At 63.9% G+C, this 17,300-nt stretch carries 13 protein-coding genes; 12 read left to right on the top strand and 1 reads right to left on the bottom strand.

Features of this window, described 5'->3' with window-relative positions; genetic code table 11:
- Positions 1 to 32: 32 nt before the first annotated feature.
- The 12 genes from ftsW to ligA all read left to right on the top strand — a co-directional run bounded on the left by ftsW (position 33) and on the right by ligA (position 16,665).
- A complete protein-coding gene (ftsW, locus tag NXT3_RS12330) occupies positions 33 to 1,187 on the top strand; it encodes a putative lipid II flippase FtsW (protein ID WP_037415461.1) in 1,155 nt (384 codons plus the stop codon).
- Between the two features lie 3 nt (positions 1,188 to 1,190).
- Complete coding sequence (murG, locus tag NXT3_RS12325) at positions 1,191 to 2,312, top strand: undecaprenyldiphospho-muramoylpentapeptide beta-N-acetylglucosaminyltransferase (RefSeq protein ID WP_104839418.1); 1,122 nt, start codon at positions 1,191 to 1,193, stop codon at positions 2,310 to 2,312.
- Complete coding sequence (gene murC / locus NXT3_RS12320) at positions 2,309 to 3,718, top strand: UDP-N-acetylmuramate--L-alanine ligase (protein WP_097525332.1); 1,410 nt, start codon at positions 2,309 to 2,311, stop codon at positions 3,716 to 3,718. The genes murG and murC overlap by 4 nt, the downstream gene beginning before the upstream one ends.
- 3 nt (positions 3,719 to 3,721) lie before the next feature.
- Complete coding sequence (murB, locus tag NXT3_RS12315) at positions 3,722 to 4,696, top strand: UDP-N-acetylmuramate dehydrogenase (RefSeq protein ID WP_097525333.1); 975 nt, start codon at positions 3,722 to 3,724, stop codon at positions 4,694 to 4,696.
- A gap of 332 nt (positions 4,697 to 5,028) precedes the next feature.
- Positions 5,029 to 5,955: a D-alanine--D-alanine ligase gene (locus NXT3_RS12305; RefSeq protein WP_037415485.1), complete on the top strand. Its 927-nt coding sequence runs from the start codon at positions 5,029 to 5,031 to the stop codon at positions 5,953 to 5,955.
- The gene (ftsQ, locus tag NXT3_RS12300) at positions 5,943 to 6,872 is read left to right on the top strand and encodes a cell division protein FtsQ (RefSeq protein WP_104839417.1); all 930 of its coding nucleotides are present in this window, start codon (positions 5,943 to 5,945) and stop codon (positions 6,870 to 6,872) included. Before NXT3_RS12305 ends, ftsQ begins: the two co-directional genes overlap by 13 nt.
- Entirely contained in the window at positions 6,869 to 8,197 is a 1,329-nt protein-coding gene (ftsA, locus tag NXT3_RS12295; protein ID WP_095677976.1) for a cell division protein FtsA, read from the top strand. The genes ftsQ and ftsA overlap by 4 nt, the downstream gene beginning before the upstream one ends.
- 100 nt (positions 8,198 to 8,297) lie before the next feature.
- Positions 8,298 to 10,076: a cell division protein FtsZ gene (gene ftsZ, locus NXT3_RS12290; RefSeq protein WP_104839416.1), complete on the top strand. Its 1,779-nt coding sequence runs from the start codon at positions 8,298 to 8,300 to the stop codon at positions 10,074 to 10,076.
- A gap of 336 nt (positions 10,077 to 10,412) precedes the next feature.
- A complete protein-coding gene (gene lpxC, locus NXT3_RS12285; RefSeq protein ID WP_104839415.1) occupies positions 10,413 to 11,366 on the top strand; it encodes a UDP-3-O-acyl-N-acetylglucosamine deacetylase in 954 nt (317 codons plus the stop codon).
- 337 nt (positions 11,367 to 11,703) lie between these two features.
- Positions 11,704 to 12,570 (top strand): outer membrane protein assembly factor BamD, encoded by an 867-nt coding sequence (locus NXT3_RS12280; protein WP_037415497.1) that lies wholly within the window; start codon positions 11,704 to 11,706, stop codon positions 12,568 to 12,570.
- Between the two features lie 34 nt (positions 12,571 to 12,604).
- Positions 12,605 to 14,278 (top strand): DNA repair protein RecN, encoded by a 1,674-nt coding sequence (gene recN / locus NXT3_RS12275; protein ID WP_104839414.1) that lies wholly within the window; start codon positions 12,605 to 12,607, stop codon positions 14,276 to 14,278.
- 233 nt (positions 14,279 to 14,511) lie between these two features.
- Complete coding sequence (ligA, locus tag NXT3_RS12270; RefSeq protein WP_104839413.1) at positions 14,512 to 16,665, top strand: NAD-dependent DNA ligase LigA; 2,154 nt, start codon at positions 14,512 to 14,514, stop codon at positions 16,663 to 16,665.
- A 102-nt stretch (positions 16,666 to 16,767) separates the two neighbouring features.
- On the opposite strand, the gene NXT3_RS12265 is transcribed toward ligA, so the two are convergent.
- Positions 16,768 to 17,172: a VOC family protein gene (locus NXT3_RS12265; protein ID WP_037386935.1), complete on the bottom strand. Its 405-nt coding sequence runs from the start codon at positions 17,170 to 17,172 to the stop codon at positions 16,768 to 16,770.
- Positions 17,173 to 17,300: the final 128 nt, after the last annotated feature.

Raw genomic sequence — 17,300 nt, 5'->3', positions numbered from 1 at the left:
GCGTATAGTGCGCCGGAAAAGGGGACAGACAGATGGTAAGCCGAGCCGAACGTGGCCCTGTGGCCGACTGGTTCTGGACGATAGACAGGTTCTTCCTGGCGACCTTCATCCTCCTGATGGGCGTCGGCTTCATGCTTTCCTTCGCCGCAAGCCCGCCGGTCGCCGAGCGGCTCGGGCTCGACAGCTTCCACTTCGTCAAGCGTCACGCGGTCTTCCTCCTGCCGTCGCTCGTGGTGATGGTGGGCATATCCTTTCTGTCGCCGCGGCAAGTCAGGCGCGCGGCGATCATCCTGCTCGCCGCATCGCTCGGCATGATGGTTCTCGTTCTCTTCGTCGGCGAGGAGGTCAAGGGGTCGCTCCGCTGGATCTCGATCGCCGGCATTTCGATCCAGCCGTCCGAGTTCATGAAACCTGCCTTCGTCGTCGTCTGCGCCTGGCTATTCGCCGAGCACGCCAAGCAGCCGGAGATCCCCGGCAACCTGCTGTCGATCCTGCTCTTCGGCATCGTCGGCGCGTTGCTCGTCGCCCAGCCGGACCTCGGCCAGACCATCCTTACCGCCGCGGTATGGGGCGGCATGTTCTTCATGGCCGGTATGCCTTGGCTCTGGATCATCGTGCTGGCCGGGGCGGCCGCGGGCGGCTTCTTCGTCGCCTATACGATGCTGCCGCACGTCGCCGGACGTATCGACCGCTTCATGACCGGCGAGGGTGACACGTTCCAGGTGGATACGGCGCGCGACGCCATCATCCGCGGCGACTGGTTCGGCCGCGGCCCGGGCGAGGGCATCGTCAAGCGCATCATTCCCGATAGCCACACCGACTTCGTCTTCTCGGTGGCCGCAGAAGAGTTCGGCATCGTCTTCTGCATGGTGATCGTGCTGATCTTCGCCTTCCTGGTCATGCGCGGCCTTAATCACGCCTTCCGGGAGCGCAACGATTTCAACCGCTTTGCCGTCGCTGGCCTGGTGCTGCAGATCGGCATTCAGTCGATGATCAACATCGGCGTGAACCTCGAATTGCTGCCGGCCAAGGGCATGACCCTGCCGCTGATTTCCTATGGCGGCTCGTCGATGGTGGCGATCTGCGTGACCGCCGGCTTCGTCCTGGCACTCACCCGTCATCGGCCGGAGAAACGTGCGGTCGAGCGCAGCCTCTTTCGATCCGGCGTCGGCGTGCCGGCGGAGTAAGACATGGACAAGGGCATCATTTTTCTTGCCGCCGGAGGGACCGGCGGACACCTCTTTCCCGCCGAGGCGCTTGCGCACGAACTGAAGGCGTCCGGCTATGCGGTTCATCTCGTAACCGATAGCCGTGCCGAGCGCTATGCCGGAAAGTTCCCGGCCGACGAGGTGCATGTCGTGCCCTCCGCCACGATCGGGTCGAAGAACCCAGTCAAGCTGGCGCAATCGGTCTGGAAACTTTGGACCGGCCTGCGCGCCGCGCGTCGCCTGATTGCCCGCTACAGGCCCAGGGCGGTGATCGGCTTTGGCGGCTACCCCACGGTGCCGCCGCTCCTCGCTGCCACCGGCATGGGGGTTCCGTCGCTCATTCACGAGCAGAATGCAGTGATGGGGCGGGCCAACAGGATGCTGGCTTCGCGGGTGCAAGCAATTGCCGGCGGCTTTCTTCCCGAGAGCGCCGGAAGCTTCGCGGCAAAGACCGTGGCGACCGGAAATCCGGTCCGCCCTGCCGTATTGGAGGCGGCCGGCGTACCCTATCGGGCGCCGGACGGCGGCCCGTTCCATCTCGTCGTCTTCGGCGGCAGCCAGGGCGCACAATTCTTCTCGAAGGCAGTGCCGCAGGCCGTTTGCCGTCTCGACGACGCTCAGCGCCAGCGGCTCAAGGTGACGCAGCAGGCGCGGCCGGAAGACAGGGAAGGCGTCATTGCCGCTTACGACAAGCTTGGGATACCGGCCGAGGTCTCGCCCTTCTTCAACGACATGGCCGCCCGCATCGCTTCGGCGCATCTGGTTATCTGCCGCTCCGGGGCCTCGACGGTATCCGAGGTCTCTGTGATCGGCCGCCCGGCCATCCTCGTTCCCTATCCTTACGCGCTCGATCACGACCAGGCGGCGAATGCCGCAGCACTTGCCGACAAGGGCGGGGCCCGTGTCATCGCCCAGGCGGAGCTCAGCGCCGAACGGCTCGCCGGCATTCTTGCCGACGCCATGAACACCCCCGAAGCGCTGGCGCAGATGGCGGCGAACGCTCGCGAAACCGGCAAACCGGATGCCGCGCGCTTGCTTGCATCCCTGGTAGAGGCTATTGCCAGCGGCTCGACAGTCGCCAAGTTCAAGGAAGCACGCTCATGAAAATGCCGAAGACGATCGGCCTCGTACATTTCATTGGGATCGGCGGCATCGGCATGAGCGGCATCGCCGAGGTGCTGCACAATCTTGGTCACCGGGTCCAGGGCTCCGACCAGTCGGACAGCGCCAATGTGCAGCGCCTGCGCGAAAAGGGCATCAAGATCTCGGTCGGCCACAAGGCCGAAAATCTCGGCGACGCCGAGGTGGTGGTCGTCTCGACGGCGATCAAGAAGGACAATCCCGAACTGATTGCAGCGCGCGAAAAATTCCTTCCGGTGGTACGCCGCGCCGAGATGCTGGCCGAACTGATGCGCTTCCGCAATGCGATCGCCATCGGCGGCACGCACGGCAAGACGACGACGACGTCGATGGTGGCGGCGCTGCTCGACGCCGGCGGCCTCGATCCGACGGTCATCAACGGCGGCATCATCAATGCCTATGGCACCAATGCCCGCATGGGCGCCGGCGAGTGGATGGTCGTCGAGGCGGACGAATCCGACGGCACCTTCCTCAAGCTCCCGGCCGATATAGCCATCGTCACCAACATAGACCCGGAGCACCTCGATCATTACGGCAATTTCGACGCCGTGCGCGCGGCCTTCCGCCAGTTCGTCGAAAACGTGCCCTTCTATGGGTTCGGCGTTCTCTGCCTCGATCATCCGGAAGTCCAGTCCATGGTCGGCAAGATCGAGGACCGCAAGGTCGTGACCTATGGCGAGAATCCGCAGGCCGACGTGCGCTACCACAATATCCGCATGGACGGCGCGACCTCTGTCTTTGATGTCGAGATTCGCCGGCGCCGCACCGGCCAGGTGATAAAGCTCAACGACCTGCGCCTGCCGATGCCCGGCCGGCACAACGTTTCGAACGCCACGGCCGCAGTCGCCGTCGCGCAGCGTCTCGGCATTGCGCCGGAGGCGATCGCCAAGGGACTCGCCTCCTTCGGCGGCGTGAAGCGCCGCTTCACGCTCACCGGCGAATGGAACGGCGCGCACATTTTCGACGATTACGGCCACCATCCGGTCGAGATCAAGGCTGTCCTGAGAGCGGCGCGCGAGGCCTGCCAGGGGCGGATCGTCGCCGTTCACCAGCCGCACCGCTATTCGCGCCTGTCGAGCCTGTTCGAGGATTTCTCCGCCTGCTTCAACGATGCGGATACTATCCTGATCGCGCCGGTCTATGCGGCAGGCGAGGACGCGATCGACGGCGTGAATTCCGAAGCGCTCGTCAACAGCATCAAGGCCGCCGGCCATCGCGATGCCCGCTACCTCGCCGGCCCGGAAGCGCTCGCCCCGGTCGTCTCGAAGATTGCGCAGCCGGGCGACTTTGTGGTTCTCTTGGGGGCTGGCAGCATCACCTATTGGGCCGCGGCGCTTCCCAAGGAACTCGCGGAAATTTCAGGAAGTTGAAGCATGAAGCAGGTTAACGGTCAGAAACTCCTGGACGCGCTCGGAAGCGGCGTCAGTGCAATCCGCGGCCGCCTCACGCCCGATGCCCCGATGGACCGGGTGACCTGGTTTCGCGCCGGCGGGCTTGCCGAGCTCATGTTCCAGCCGCACGACACCGACGATCTCGTCGCCTTCCTGAAGCTCGTGCCACAGGAAGTGCCGGTGATGGTGATCGGCGTCGGCTCGAACCTGCTGGTGCGCGACGGAGGCATCCCGGGCGTGGTCATTCGCCTCTCCGCCAAGGGCTTCGGCGATCTGGAGATCGTCGGCGAGAACCGCATCAAGGCGGGGGCGATCTGCCCGGACAAGAACATCGCGGCCATGGCGCTCGACCACGGCATCGGCGGCTTCTACTTCTACTACGGCATTCCGGGCTCGATCGGCGGGGCGCTGAGGATGAATGCCGGCGCCAATGGCGGCGAAACGCGGGAGCGCGTCGTCGAGGTCCACGCGGTCGACCGCAAGGGCGACAGGCACGTCTTGAGCAATGCTGACATGGGCTATGCCTATCGGTATGCTGCCGCCGCCAAGGATCTGATCTTCACGCATGCGATCTTCGAAGGCTTTCCGGAGGACAAGGCGAAGATCCGCCACGACATGGATGCGGTCCGCCAGCATCGCGAGACGGTGCAGCCGATTCGCGAGAAGACCGGCGGCTCCACCTTCAAGAACCCGGAAGGCCATTCGGCCTGGAAGCTGATCGACGAGGCCGGTGGCCGCGGCATGATGATCGGCGGCGCCCAGATGTCGCCGCTCCACTGCAACTTCATGATCAATACGGGTCAGGCGAGCGGCTACGAGCTCGAATATCTCGGCGAGACCGTGAGGGCGCAAGTGATGGAGAATTCCGGTATCAAGCTCGAATGGGAGATCAAGCGGATCGGCAATTTCATGCCGGGCTACGAGATCAAGGAATTCCTCGGCCGCGCCACGGCCTGAGACGAGAAGAACGGAATGAACACGAGCCGCGACGGGAAACCGCCGCGGCTTTTTTCTTGTTTCTCGAACCTTCGACACAAGGCTCGCCGGACTTGCGGACCATTTCTCGCGCCCGCCTTACAAAGCGCCGATTCAGCGTGGAAGCCCTGTGTATGGTCGATTCTGGCCCGCGGCGTCTGCGGTCGCCGCAAGAAGAGTTAACCAAAGTAAACGATTCATTAACCATAATGTCGTTGTAGTGGCCCGACGCGGAGATCTCGCGACTCGGGGCTGATGGAAACAGCCAGACGCAAGCAAGCTTTGCGATAGTGGCGTACTGTTTGGGGGTCTGAATGAGCGGCAGGCATGTTGCTGTCCTGATGGGCGGATTTTCCTCGGAGAGGCCGGTGAGCCTGTCTTCCGGGGCGGCTTGCGCGGATGCCTTGGAGGCCGAGGGTTACCGCGTCACCCGCGTCGATGTCGGGCGTGAGGTCGCCGCCGTGCTCGCCGATTTGCGTCCCGACGTCGTCTTCAACGCCTTGCATGGACCCTTCGGCGAAGACGGGACCATCCAGGGCATTCTGGAATATCTCGAGATTCCCTATACCCATTCGGGCGTGCTTGCCTCGGCGCTCGCCATGGACAAGGCGCAGGCGAAGCACGTCGCTAAGGCCGCCGGAATTCCGGTTGCCGACGCCCTGATCATGGACCGGCGCGACTTCGGCAGCGTCCATCCGATGAAGCCGCCCTATGTGGTGAAGCCGGTCCGGGAAGGGTCGAGCTTCGGCGTGGTCATCGTCAAGGAAGACCAGTCGCATCCGCCGCAGGTCATTACCTCCAGCGAATGGCGCTACGGCGACCGCGTGATGGTTGAGCGCTATATTGCCGGACGCGAACTCACCTGCGGCGTTATGGGCGACGTGGCGCTCGGCGTTACCGAGATCATCCCGCAGGGGCATGCCTTCTACGACTATGATTCGAAATACGTAAAAGGTGGTTCGAGGCACGTTATTCCGGCGCAGATTTCACCAAATATTTACCAAAAAATACAATCCTTGGCGGTGAAGGCGCATCAGGCGATCGGTTGCCGCGGCGTCAGCCGATCCGACTTCCGTTTCGATGATCGTGGAGATGGCGAGGGCGAGTTGATCTGGCTGGAGATCAACACGCAGCCCGGCATGACCCCGACCTCCCTGGTTCCCGAAATGGCGCAGCATGCGGGCCTTCAGTTTGGTGAGTTTCTAAAGTGGATGGTGGAGGACGCATCGTGCTTGCGTTGAGGGGCAAAAGGGGCAGAAGGGTTCGTCACTCGCTCGGCGTCGCCGCCGAGGGTGATGATGCTTTCGTATTGCCGCGGCCGCTGCGCAAGGGCGTCCGCTTCCTGGTCAGCCTCGGCGCAGGCCGCGTCCGCTTTCCCGCCCATACCGGCACCATCTCCGCCGCCGCTTTCCTTCTGGCGACCGGCCTCTACGGCATGTCCCTCGGCGGCCACACGCAGAACTTCGCACAGGCCTCGACGACGGCTGCCGGCTTTGCCATCGAAGACGTCCGGGTCTCCGGCAACGAGCAGACCTCCGAGATCGATATTCTCCAGCAGCTCGGTCTCGACGGGACGACGTCTTTGGTCGCGCTCGATATCGGCGAGGCACGCCGCCTGATCGGCGAGTTGCCCTGGGTGGAGAGCGTGACCGTGCGCAAGATCTATCCGGCAACCATCGAGGTGAACCTGAAGGAGCGCCAGGCCTTCGGCATTTGGCAGCACGGTTCGGATCTGTCGCTCATCGAGCGCAGCGGCAGCGTGATCGCGCCTTTGCGCGACAACAAGTTTGCCGAGCTGCCGCTCTTCGTCGGGCGCGATGCCGAGACGGCGGCCGCTGCCTTCTACGACGAGTTTTCCCGCTGGCCGGAGTTCCGCTCGCGCGTCAAGGCTTTCGTGCGGGTCGCCGGACGGCGCTGGGACTTGCGCCTCGACAACGGCATCGTCGTCAAGCTTCCAGAGAAGGATGTCGCCCGGGCGATGCGGGTTCTGGCCGAGATGGAAGAAGGTCATCAGCTTCTGGAGCGCGATATCGCTGCCGTCGATCTGAGGCTTGAGGACCGCACGACCGTACAACTCACACCGGAAGCGGTTGCGCGCCGCGAAGTGGCGCTGAAGGCGAGGGAGAAGATGCTGAAGGCCCAGGAGAAGCGGATATGAGTCTATTCGGTTCCGCCAGTTTCGGTCTGCCGCGCCTGAAGCCGCTTTCCTCGAAGCGGTCGCATGTCGTTTCGGTGCTCGACATCGGTTCGACCAAGGTCGTCTGCATGATCGGCCGGCTGACGCCGCGCGCCGAGAGCCAGATCCTGCCGGGCCGCACCCACAATATCGAGATCATCGGTATCGGCCACCAGAAGTCGCGCGGCGTCAAGAATGGGGTGATCGCCGACCTGGACGCGGCGGAAAGCGTCGTGCGGCTCGCCGTCGACGCCGCCGAGCGGATGGCCGGGCTGACGATCGACAGCCTGATCGTCAACGTGTCGGCCGGCCGGCTGCAGAGCGACGTCTATACGGCGACAATCGATCTCGGCGGCCAGGAAGTCGACGCGAACGACCTCAAGAAGGTGCTTGCCGCTGCCGGCCAGCAGTCGCTCAGGAGCGACCGGGCCATCCTGCATTCGCTGCCGACCGGCTTCTCGCTCGATGGAGAGCGCGGCATCCGCGACCCGTTGGCGATGTTCGGCGACGTCCTCGGCGTCGACATGCATGTGCTGACCGTCGAACGGGCGGCGCTGAAGAATCTCGAGCTTTGCGTCAATCGCGCCCATTTGTCGGTCGAAGGCATCGTCGCTACGCCCTATGCCAGCGGTCTCGCCGCGCTCGTCGACGACGAGGTCGAGCTCGGCTGTGCGGCGATCGATATGGGTGGCGGCACGACGACGATCTCCGTCTTCGCCGAAGGCAAGCTGGTGCATTCGGATGCCGTCAGCCTCGGCGGCCATCATGTGACGACCGATCTGGCGCGCGGGCTTTCGACGCGAATCGAGGATGCGGAGCGTCTGAAAGTCGTGCACGGTTCGGCGCTTCCGAACAGCGCCGACGAGCGCGACATCGTCTCGGTTCCGCCGATCGGCGAGGACGACCGTGACCAGCCGACCCATGTGCCGCGCGCGCTTGTCTCGCGCATAGTCCGGGCCCGCATCGAGGAAACGCTTGAACTCATCCGTGATCGCATCCAGCGCTCCGGCTTCAGCCCGATCGTCGGCAAGCGGATCGTGCTGACCGGCGGCGCCAGCCAGTTGACCGGCCTGCCGGAAGCAGCGCGGCGGATCCTGGCGCGCAACGTCCGCATCGGCCGGCCGCTCGGCGTCTCCGGCCTGCCGGCGGCCGCCAAGGGCCCCGCATTCTCCACGGCCGTCGGGCTGATGATCTATCCGCAGGTCGCCGATCTCGAGACGCATGCCAGCCAGGGCGGCATGTTCTCCTTCGGCGGCGGCAACAGCCGGATCGCCCGCATGGGCCAGTGGTTGAAAGAGAGTTTCTGAGTTTCACCGGCGCGGGTCTGGCGCCGGGCAAGACGGGTTTTGAGTTTTAAGGATTTGGCCGGCTCGGCAAGGCGGCCAGAAAAAGAGAAGGAACGGTACTATGGCCATCAACTTGCAAAAGCCGGACATTACCGAGCTGAAGCCCCGCATCACGGTCTTCGGCGTCGGCGGCGGCGGCGGCAACGCCGTCAACAACATGATCACCGCGGGCCTGCAGGGCGTCGATTTCGTCGTCGCCAACACGGACGCGCAGGCGCTCACCATGACCAAGGCCGAACGGATCATCCAGATGGGTGTCGCCGTCACCGAGGGTCTCGGCGCCGGCTCGCAGCCGGAAGTCGGCCGCGCCGCTGCGGAAGAGTGCATCGATGAAATCATCGATCACCTGCAGGGCACGCATATGTGCTTCGTGACCGCCGGCATGGGCGGCGGCACCGGCACGGGCGCTGCCCCGATCGTGGCCCAGGCCGCTCGCAACAAGGGCATCCTGACCGTCGGCGTCGTCACCAAGCCCTTCCACTTCGAAGGCGGGCGCCGCATGCGCATCGCCGATCAGGGCATTGCCGATCTGCAGAAGTCGGTCGACACGCTGATCGTCATCCCGAACCAGAATCTCTTCCGGATCGCCAACGACAAGACGACCTTCGCGGACGCCTTCGCCATGGCCGACCAGGTTCTCTATTCGGGCGTTGCCTGCATCACCGACCTCATGGTCAAGGAAGGCCTCATCAACCTCGACTTCGCCGACGTCCGCTCGGTGATGCGCGAAATGGGCCGCGCCATGATGGGAACCGGCGAGGCATCCGGCGAAGGCCGCGCCATGGCCGCTGCGGAAGCGGCGATCGCCAACCCGCTGCTCGACGAAACTTCGATGAAGGGCGCGCAAGGTCTGCTGATCTCGATCACCGGCGGCCGCGACCTCACCCTCTTCGAGGTGGACGAGGCGGCAACGCGCATCCGCGAGGAAGTGGATCCGGACGCCAACATCATTCTCGGCGCCACCTTCGACGAAGACCTCGAAGGCCTGATCCGGGTTTCGGTGGTCGCAACCGGTATCGACCGTGGAGCCGCAGAGGTGCCCGGCCGCTCCGCCGACTTTCGTCCGGTAGCGCCGAAGCCGATCGTCCGCCCGTCGGCCGCCGTTCCCGCCCCGCAGCAGCCCGTCCTGCAGCAGCCGGTTCAGCAACAGCCGGTCCAGCAGATCGCGCCGCAGCCGGTCCAACAGCCGGTTCAGCAGGTCGATCAGATCGCACTTGCGATCCGCGAGGCCGAAATGGAGCGTGAACTCGACATTGCAACCCGGGCACAGGTCGCTGCACCGGCTCCGCAGGTCCAGGAAGAGGCCTTTCGCCCGCAGAGCAAGCTCTTTGCCGGCGCCGCTCCGGTGGAAGCCGCTCCTGTAGCCCGCGCGCCGCAGCCGATGCCGCGGCCCGTCGAAGCGCCGATCCAGGCTCAGGTTCAGCCGCAGGTGCAACCGCAGCCGGTCCGCCAGGAGCCGGCGCCGGTCGTCCGCCAGCATGCCGAGCCGGTGCGTATGCCGAAGGTCGAGGACTTTCCGCCCGTCGTGAAGGCCGAGATCGACCATCGCGCACAACCCACTGCGGCGCTTCAGGAAGAGCGTGGTCCGATGGGCCTCCTCAACCGGATCACCAGCTCGCTCGGACTGCGTGAGCGCGAGAGCCAGAATGTCTCGTCCGATATGACCTCGGCAGCGCCGAGCGCCGCTTCCCAGCAGCGCCGCCCGCTGTCGCCGGAGGCGAGCCTTTATGCTCCGCGTCGCGGCCAGCTCGACGATCAGGGCCGCGCCACGCCGCAGATGCGCTCGCACGAGGACGATCAACTCGAGATTCCGGCGTTCCTGCGCCGTCAATCTAACTGATTTCCAACGCGTTCCTTCACCTTGCCGGTGCCCGGGCGAAAGCCCGGGCATTTTCACTTTGTCAGGCATTTTCAATGGGTTGTTCGTTCGATTGCACGCATATGAATTGCGTAACAAAGCGAAACGAACAGTGATTTGGAATGGTGCCTCAGAACTCTTATTTTCAGCATCGGATAGGGACGCACGCGATTCGATCGAACGCTGTCAGTTCAAACGTGGCTTCGGCTGACAGCCGTCGGGTCACGACTGGTAGGTCTGTGCTGAAAGTCGCCCGCGTGCCGCAAGAGTTTGGCTCCGGCCAATTGTCCGGCCTAATTGATTGAAAGTGACGAGAGAATGGGAATCGAACTGCTCGGGTTTCAGACGACGATCGCAAGCCCGATAACCCTCAAGGGAATTGGCGTTCACTCCGGCGCCGAGGTGGAAATCACCTTCCATCCGGCTGAGGCGGATGCCGGCATCGTCTTCCAGCGGGTTCTCGCCGGCGGACGGGTGAGCGAGTTCAGAGCCGTTTCGTCGCAGGTCGGCAATACCGATCTTTGCACCGTGCTCGGACTTTCGCCAGCAACATCGATCGCCACCATCGAGCATGTCATGGCGGCGATCTATGCGCTTGGCCTCGACAATCTGCTGATCGAAGTCAATGGCGCGGAAATGCCGATCATGGACGGCAGTTCGGAGCCTTTCATCGACGCCATCGAGCAGACGGGGATCCGCGCGCTTGCGGTGAAGCGCCGCTATATCCGTATTCTCAAGCCGGTTCGCATCGAATCGGGCGCTTCCTGGTCGGAGTTCACTCCCTATGACGGCATGCGCTTCGAAGTCGAGATCGATTTCGATTGCCCGCTGATCGGCCGTCAGTCCTGGAAGGGCGACATGACGCCGGCCGTCTTCAAGCGGGAACTGTCGCGGGCGCGGACCTTCGGCTTCATGCGCGACGTCGAGCGGCTGTGGGCTGCCGGCTTTGCGCTGGGCTCGTCGCTCGAAAACTCGGTGGTGATTTCGGACGACGACACGATCGTCAATGTCGAGGGCCTTCGTTACGCGGACGAGTTCGTCCGCCACAAGGCGCTCGACGCGGTGGGCGACCTTTCGCTCGCCGGCGCACCGTTCCTCGGCTGCTATCGTTCCTATCGCGGCGGCCACAAGATGAACGCCAATGCGCTGAAAGCCCTCCTGAGCGACCCGACCGCCTATGAGGTCGTGGAAACCGCATCCCAGCGCCAGCGCACGCGCTCCCGCGAATTGGTCGCGGTTGCCGCTCCGGGTTCTGCGCCCTGGTCGGCATAAAGAAACACAGTTCATTTTTCTCCAGTAGCCGGCCGAAAGGCCGGCGTTTTTCATGGTGGCTAGAGTAAAGCGCGGCGAAATGCGGTGGAAAAATGAAGAACATCGCGCGGATATCCGACGAATGTCACAAATTTGCATGAATCGCCGCTCATGACGTTGCGGTCTTGAGGCAACTTGCTCTAAAACGCGCAAGTCTGGCGGATGCCAACCGCTACTGCATGTCTCCTTAAATCGAGCTCGAGCTAAGGAGCAAAGACATGCAGCAATCTAGAGTGCTACAGCGACCTTTGCGCGTGTGATAAGACGCGCGGCGGTGTAAGTGAAACGGGAATATCCGATGGTCCTTGCAGTTTCTGTTGACATGAGAAAATCAGCGCGCGTCGTCGCCGTCGTCCTTGCGGCAGTCGCCGGCTCGAGCCTGATCACCGCCTGCCAGAACGATCCGGATATCGACATCACCAAGCTGACCGCGGAGACTGATCCGCCGGAAGTGCTCTACAATCAGGGCCTCGCCAATTTGAATGCCGGCAAGACGACGGAAGCGGGACGCAAGTTCGAGGCGATCGACCGGCAGCATCCGTTCTCCGAATATGCCCGCAAGGCACTGGTGATGAATGCCTTCGTCGCCTACCGCAACGGCCAGTACCAGGACGCGATCAACTCCACGAGCCGGTACCTCAATCTCTATCCGCAGTCCGAAGACGCGGCCTATGCGCAATATATCCAGGGCCTCGCCTATACGAAGCAGATCCCCTCGGTGACGCAGGACCAGAAGCCTGCCCAGAAGGCGATCGATGCGATGCAGGTGGTCGTCGACAAATATCCCGATTCGGAATACGTCGATGACGCGCAGGCAAAAATCCGCTTTGCCCGCGACCAGCTCGCCGGCAAGGAGATGCAGGTCGGGCGCTATTACCTCGAGCGTAAGGAATATCTTGCCGCGATTTCCCGTTTCCGCGTCGTCGTCGAGCAATATCCGAACACAAACCAGGTCGAGGAAGCGCTGGCGCGTCTCGTCGAGGCCTATTTCTCCATGGGCGTGACCGCGGAGGCACAGACGGCGGCGGCGGTTCTCGGGCATAACTACCCGGACAGCCAGTGGTACGCCGATTCCTACAAGCTGCTGCAGTCGGGCGGTCTCGAACCGCGCGAAAGCGGCACGTCCTGGATCGCGCGCGCGGGCAAGAAACTCATCGGCGCCTGATAACCTCGGCGCTCCAACGAAGATATGACACCGGATGCTCGCCCAGCTCTCGATCCGCGATATCGTCCTGATCGAACGGCTTGACCTCAGCTTCGACGCGGGGCTCTCGGTGCTGACCGGCGAAACCGGCGCGGGCAAATCCATCCTTCTCGACAGCTTGTCGCTGGCGCTCGGCGGCCGCGGCGATGGTTCGCTGGTGCGCCACGGCGAGGACAAGGGGCAGGTGACTGCCGTCTTCGACGTGCCGCCCGGCCATGCGGCGCGGCTTCTGCTGCACGAAAACGGCATCGACGACGACGGCGACCTGATCTTCCGCCGGGTGCAGTCGGCGGACGGCCGTACCAAGGCCTATATCAACGACCAGCCGGTAAGCGTGCAGCTGATGCGCCAGGCCGGCCAGGTGCTCGTCGAAATACACGGCCAGCACGATGATCGGGCGCTTGTCGACATCGACGCGCACCGCGCGCTGCTCGACGCCTTCGGCGGCACCACCGAGGCGGCGGAAGAGGTGGGCGCGCTCTATCGCGGCTGGCGGGACGCCGAGCGGGGGCTGAAGAAGCACCGCGAGCGCGTCGAGGCGGCAGCGCGCGAGGCGGATTATCTGCGCTCCTCCGTCGAGGAACTCGAGGCACTGGCGCCCCGGGACGGCCAGGAAGAGGAACTCGCCGAAAGCCGGGCGCGCATGATGAAGGTCGAGCGGATCGCCGGCGACATCAGCGAAGCGTCCGAATTCCTGAACGGCAATGCGTCGCCGGTGCCGCTAATCGCCTCGCTGGTGCGACGGCTCGAGCGCAAGAGCCACGAGGCGCCGGGCCTGCTGGAAGAGACGGTCGAGCTTCTGGACGGGGCGCTGAACCAGCTTTCCGACGCGCAGATGGCGGTCGAGCGGGCGCTGCGCAACACTGAGTTCGATCCGAAGGAATTGGAGCGCGTCGAGGAGCGGCTCTTCGCCCTGCGTGCCGCCAGCCGCAAATATTCGGTTCCGGTCACCGAACTGCGGGCGCTTGCCGTCCGGATGATCGCCGATCTCGCCGATCTCGACGCCGGCGAGGAGAAGCTGAAGCAGCTCGAAAAGCAGTTGGCCGAGGCGAGGGCGGCCTTCGATGCCGCGGCCCGGTCGCTATCGGAAAAGCGTCACAATACGGCCAGCGCGCTCTCGGCAGCGGTGATGGCAGAACTGCCGGCGCTGAAGCTCGAGCGCGCCCGCTTCATGGTCGAGGTCGCCACGGACCCCAATTCACCCTCGGCCGAGGGCATCGACATCATCGAGTTCCATGTGCAGACGAACCCCGGCACGCGGCCGGGACCGATCATGAAGGTCGCCTCGGGCGGCGAGCTTTCTCGCTTCCTCCTGGCGCTGAAGGTGGCGCTTGCCGATCGCGGCTCGGCGCCGACGCTCGTCTTCGACGAAATCGACACCGGCGTCGGAGGTGCAGTGGCGGATGCCATCGGCCAGCGGCTGAAGCGGCTTTCGAAAACCGTCCAGGTGCTTTCCGTCACCCATGCCCCGCAGGTTGCGGCGCGCGCCGCAACGCATCTGCTGATCTCCAAAGGTCCATCGGCGCAGAAGGCCGAAATGATCGCCACCCGCGTCGCGCGCATGGACGACGAAGCCCGCACCGAAGAAATCGCCCGCATGCTCGCCGGCGCCTCGATCACCGAGGAGGCGAGGGCGGCGGCGGCGCGGTTGCTGGCGGGCGGCGGCTGAACGCGCCACGTTCTTTGCTGTAGGTTGCTCAACAGCACCGCGTGCAATCACACACTACGACAGCAGTCTATTGGGGCTTGGTCGGTTGCTGTACGGCAGGGCCCCTCCTCGGGCGGAAAAGCATCCGCCAAGCCTCTGAAGCACTTTGAAACGCTGAATTATTCTGTCCTCAAATCGATTCCGATTTAAAGAATCATGCAGTAAAAACGACTCCCAATCCGGAGTCGCCATCCATGCTGAACGAGAACAAGCCCGTCGAGCAACTGACCGAAAGCGAAGCGGCGGAGGAACTTGCCTTCCTCGCGGCTGAACTCGCCCGCCACGATGCGCTCTATCACGGGCAGGATGCGCCGGAGATCTCGGACGCGGATTACGACGCGCTGAAGCGTCGAAATGATCTGATCGAGCAGCGCTTTCCGGCGCTGGTCCGCGAGGATAGTCCCTCGAAGAAGGTCGGCGCGGCGCCTTCGCTGACCTTCCAGGCGGTCGTCCATGCCCGGCCGATGCTCTCGCTCGACAACACCTTTTCCGACGAGGATGCGCGCGATTTCGTAGCCGGCATCTACCGCTTCCTGGGCAAGCTCCCCGACCATTCCATCGCCTTCACCGCCGAGCCGAAGATCGACGGGCTCTCAATGTCGCTGCGCTACGAGAACCGCCGGCTGGTCACGGCAGCGACGCGCGGCGACGGCACGACGGGAGAGAACGTCACCGCCAATATCCGCACGATCCGCATGATCCCCCAGGCCTTGCCGGCCGATGCGCCGGACGTCGTCGAGGTCCGCGGCGAGATCTATATGGCGAAATCCGATTTTGCCGCTCTCAATGCCGAAATGGCGGCCCAGGGCAGGCCGCTCTACGTCAATCCACGCAACACGGCGTCCGGATCGCTGCGCCAGCTCGACGCGAAGGTGACGGCGAGCCGCAAGCTGCGCTTCTTCGCCTATGCCTGGGGCGAGATGTCGGCAATGCCCGCGGATACGCAGTTCGGCATGGTCGAGACCTTCAAGGCCTGGGGCTTCCCGGTCAATCCGCTGATGCAGCGGTTCTCCTCCGCCGACGAATTGCTGGAGCACTATCACTATATCGAGCGCGAGCGGCCGGATCTCGATTATGATATCGACGGCGTTGTCTACAAGGTCGATCGTCTCGACCTGCAGGCACGGCTCGGCTTCCGCTCACGGAGCCCGCGCTGGGCGACGGCGCACAAGTTCCCGGCCGAACAGGCCTTCACGCGGCTCAAGGGGATCGACATCCAGGTCGGCCGGACCGGCGCATTGACCCCGGTCGCGCGGCTGGAGCCGGTCACCGTCGGAGGCGTCGTCGTCACCAATGCGACGCTCCACAACGAGGACTATGTCCGCGGCCTCGGCAACAGCGGTGAGCCGATCCGCGAGGGGCGCGACATCCGCATCGGCGACATGGTGATCGTCCAGCGGGCAGGCGACGTCATCCCGCAGATCGTCGACGTGGTGATGGATGAGCGGGCAGAGGGGGCGGAGCCCTACAGGTTTCCGACCACATGCCCGGTCTGCGGCAGCCATGCCGTGCGCGATATCAACGAGAAGACCGGCAAGGTGGACGCCGTGCGCCGCTGCACCGGCGGCTTCGTCTGCCGGGCGCAGGCGGTCGAGCACCTGAAGCACTTCGTCTCGCGCCACGCTTTCGATATCGAGGGGCTGGGATCGAAACAGATCGAATTCTTCTTCGAAAGCGAGGATCCGACGCTGTCGATCCGGACCGCGCCCGACATCTTCACGCTGGAGCGCCGTCAGGCGGCGTCGCTCACTAAGCTCGAAAACATAGAAGGTTTCGGCAAGGTCAGCGTTCGCAAGCTCTATGAGGCGATCAACGCCCGCCGTTCGATCGCCCTGCATCGCTTCATCTACTCGCTCGGCATCCGCCATGTCGGCGAGACGACCGCCAAGCTGCTCGCGCGCTCTTACGGAACTTACGAGCACTTCGGCGCCGCAATGGTGGAGGCGGGCAGCCTCGCCGGGGATGCCTGGAATGAGCTCAACAGCATTGAGGGCATTGGCGAAGTCGTCGCGCGTGCCATCGTCGAGTTCTACAAGGAGCCGCGCAACCTGAAAGTCGTTGCCGATCTTCTCGAAGAGGTGACGCCGGAGAGCGCGGAAACACGGGTGGCGACGGACAGCCCGGTCGCCGGCAAGACCGTGGTCTTCACCGGTTCGCTCGAAAAGATGACCCGCGACGAGGCGAAGGCGAAGGCCGAAAGCCTTGGCGCTAAGGTGGCGGGTTCCGTCTCGAAGAAGACCGACATCGTGGTGGCCGGTCCCGGCGCCGGCTCGAAGCTCGATAAGGCCCACGAGCTCGGCGTCCAGACGATGGACGAGGACGAGTGGCTGGCATTGATCGGCGGGTAATGCGGAGCGGGCGCCGCCTCTCACTCCTCATTCCTGTGCTTGTCACAGGAATCCAGCCGCACCGCGTCGGCGGTGCGGAGAGGGTCTCTTGCACCCTGTCGATCAGGCGGGCTGCTCGGCCGACATATCCATCCACATGAATTCCCAGACATGGCCGTCGAGGTCCTGGAAGCTCACGCCATACATCGAGCCGTAGTCGATCGCCGGCTTCCAGGGCTTGCCGCCGGCGGCGATCGCCTTGTCGAACATCTCGTCGCATTCGGCCCGGCTGCCGGCGGAAAGCGCGGTGATGACCTCCGTGGCGCGCGCGGTGTCGCTGATCTCGCCGACAATAAAGCTACGGAATTTCGGCTCGGTCAGAAGCATGGCGAAGATATTGTCGTCGATGACCATGCAGGCGGCCGTATCATCGGAGAATTGCTCGTTGAATGTGAAGCCGAGGGAGGAGAAGAAGGACCGCGAGGCTTTCAGGTCCTTGACGGGAAGGTTAACGAAAATCATGCGCATGGAAGCGTTCCTCGTGATGATGTTGACGGGCCAAGGACGAAGGCGGACGTCTTCTGCCGACAGGTAGGAAAGAGATTTATCTGGCGCCGGGAAAACGGCTTTCAAGGGCTGGCTTACCTCCGTCCGCG

Source organism: Sinorhizobium fredii (assembly GCF_002944405.1).
GTDB classification, from domain to species: domain Bacteria; phylum Pseudomonadota; class Alphaproteobacteria; order Rhizobiales; family Rhizobiaceae; genus Sinorhizobium; species Sinorhizobium fredii_C.
This window is presented reverse-complemented; position numbering and strand designations above follow the sequence as displayed.

What these genes read in the sequence shown, in the direction of transcription:
- ftsW (WP_037415461.1), top strand. Translation starts at nt 33, where the DNA reads ATGGTAAGCCGAGCCGAACGTGGCCCTGTGGCCGACTGGTTCTGGACG.
- murG (WP_104839418.1), top strand. Translation starts at nt 1,191, where the DNA reads ATGGACAAGGGCATCATTTTTCTTGCCGCCGGAGGGACCGGCGGACAC.
- murC (WP_097525332.1), top strand. Translation starts at nt 2,309, where the DNA reads ATGAAAATGCCGAAGACGATCGGCCTCGTACATTTCATTGGGATCGGC.
- murB (WP_097525333.1), top strand. Translation starts at nt 3,722, where the DNA reads ATGAAGCAGGTTAACGGTCAGAAACTCCTGGACGCGCTCGGAAGCGGC.
- NXT3_RS12305 (WP_037415485.1), top strand. Translation starts at nt 5,029, where the DNA reads ATGAGCGGCAGGCATGTTGCTGTCCTGATGGGCGGATTTTCCTCGGAG.
- ftsA (WP_095677976.1), top strand. Translation starts at nt 6,869, where the DNA reads ATGAGTCTATTCGGTTCCGCCAGTTTCGGTCTGCCGCGCCTGAAGCCG.
- ftsZ (WP_104839416.1), top strand. Translation starts at nt 8,298, where the DNA reads ATGGCCATCAACTTGCAAAAGCCGGACATTACCGAGCTGAAGCCCCGC.
- lpxC (WP_104839415.1), top strand. Translation starts at nt 10,413, where the DNA reads ATGGGAATCGAACTGCTCGGGTTTCAGACGACGATCGCAAGCCCGATA.
- NXT3_RS12280 (WP_037415497.1), top strand. Translation starts at nt 11,704, where the DNA reads ATGGTCCTTGCAGTTTCTGTTGACATGAGAAAATCAGCGCGCGTCGTC.
- recN (WP_104839414.1), top strand. Translation starts at nt 12,605, where the DNA reads ATGCTCGCCCAGCTCTCGATCCGCGATATCGTCCTGATCGAACGGCTT.
- ligA (WP_104839413.1), top strand. Translation starts at nt 14,512, where the DNA reads ATGCTGAACGAGAACAAGCCCGTCGAGCAACTGACCGAAAGCGAAGCG.
- NXT3_RS12265 (WP_037386935.1), bottom strand. Translation starts at nt 17,172, where the DNA reads ATGCGCATGATTTTCGTTAACCTTCCCGTCAAGGACCTGAAAGCCTCG.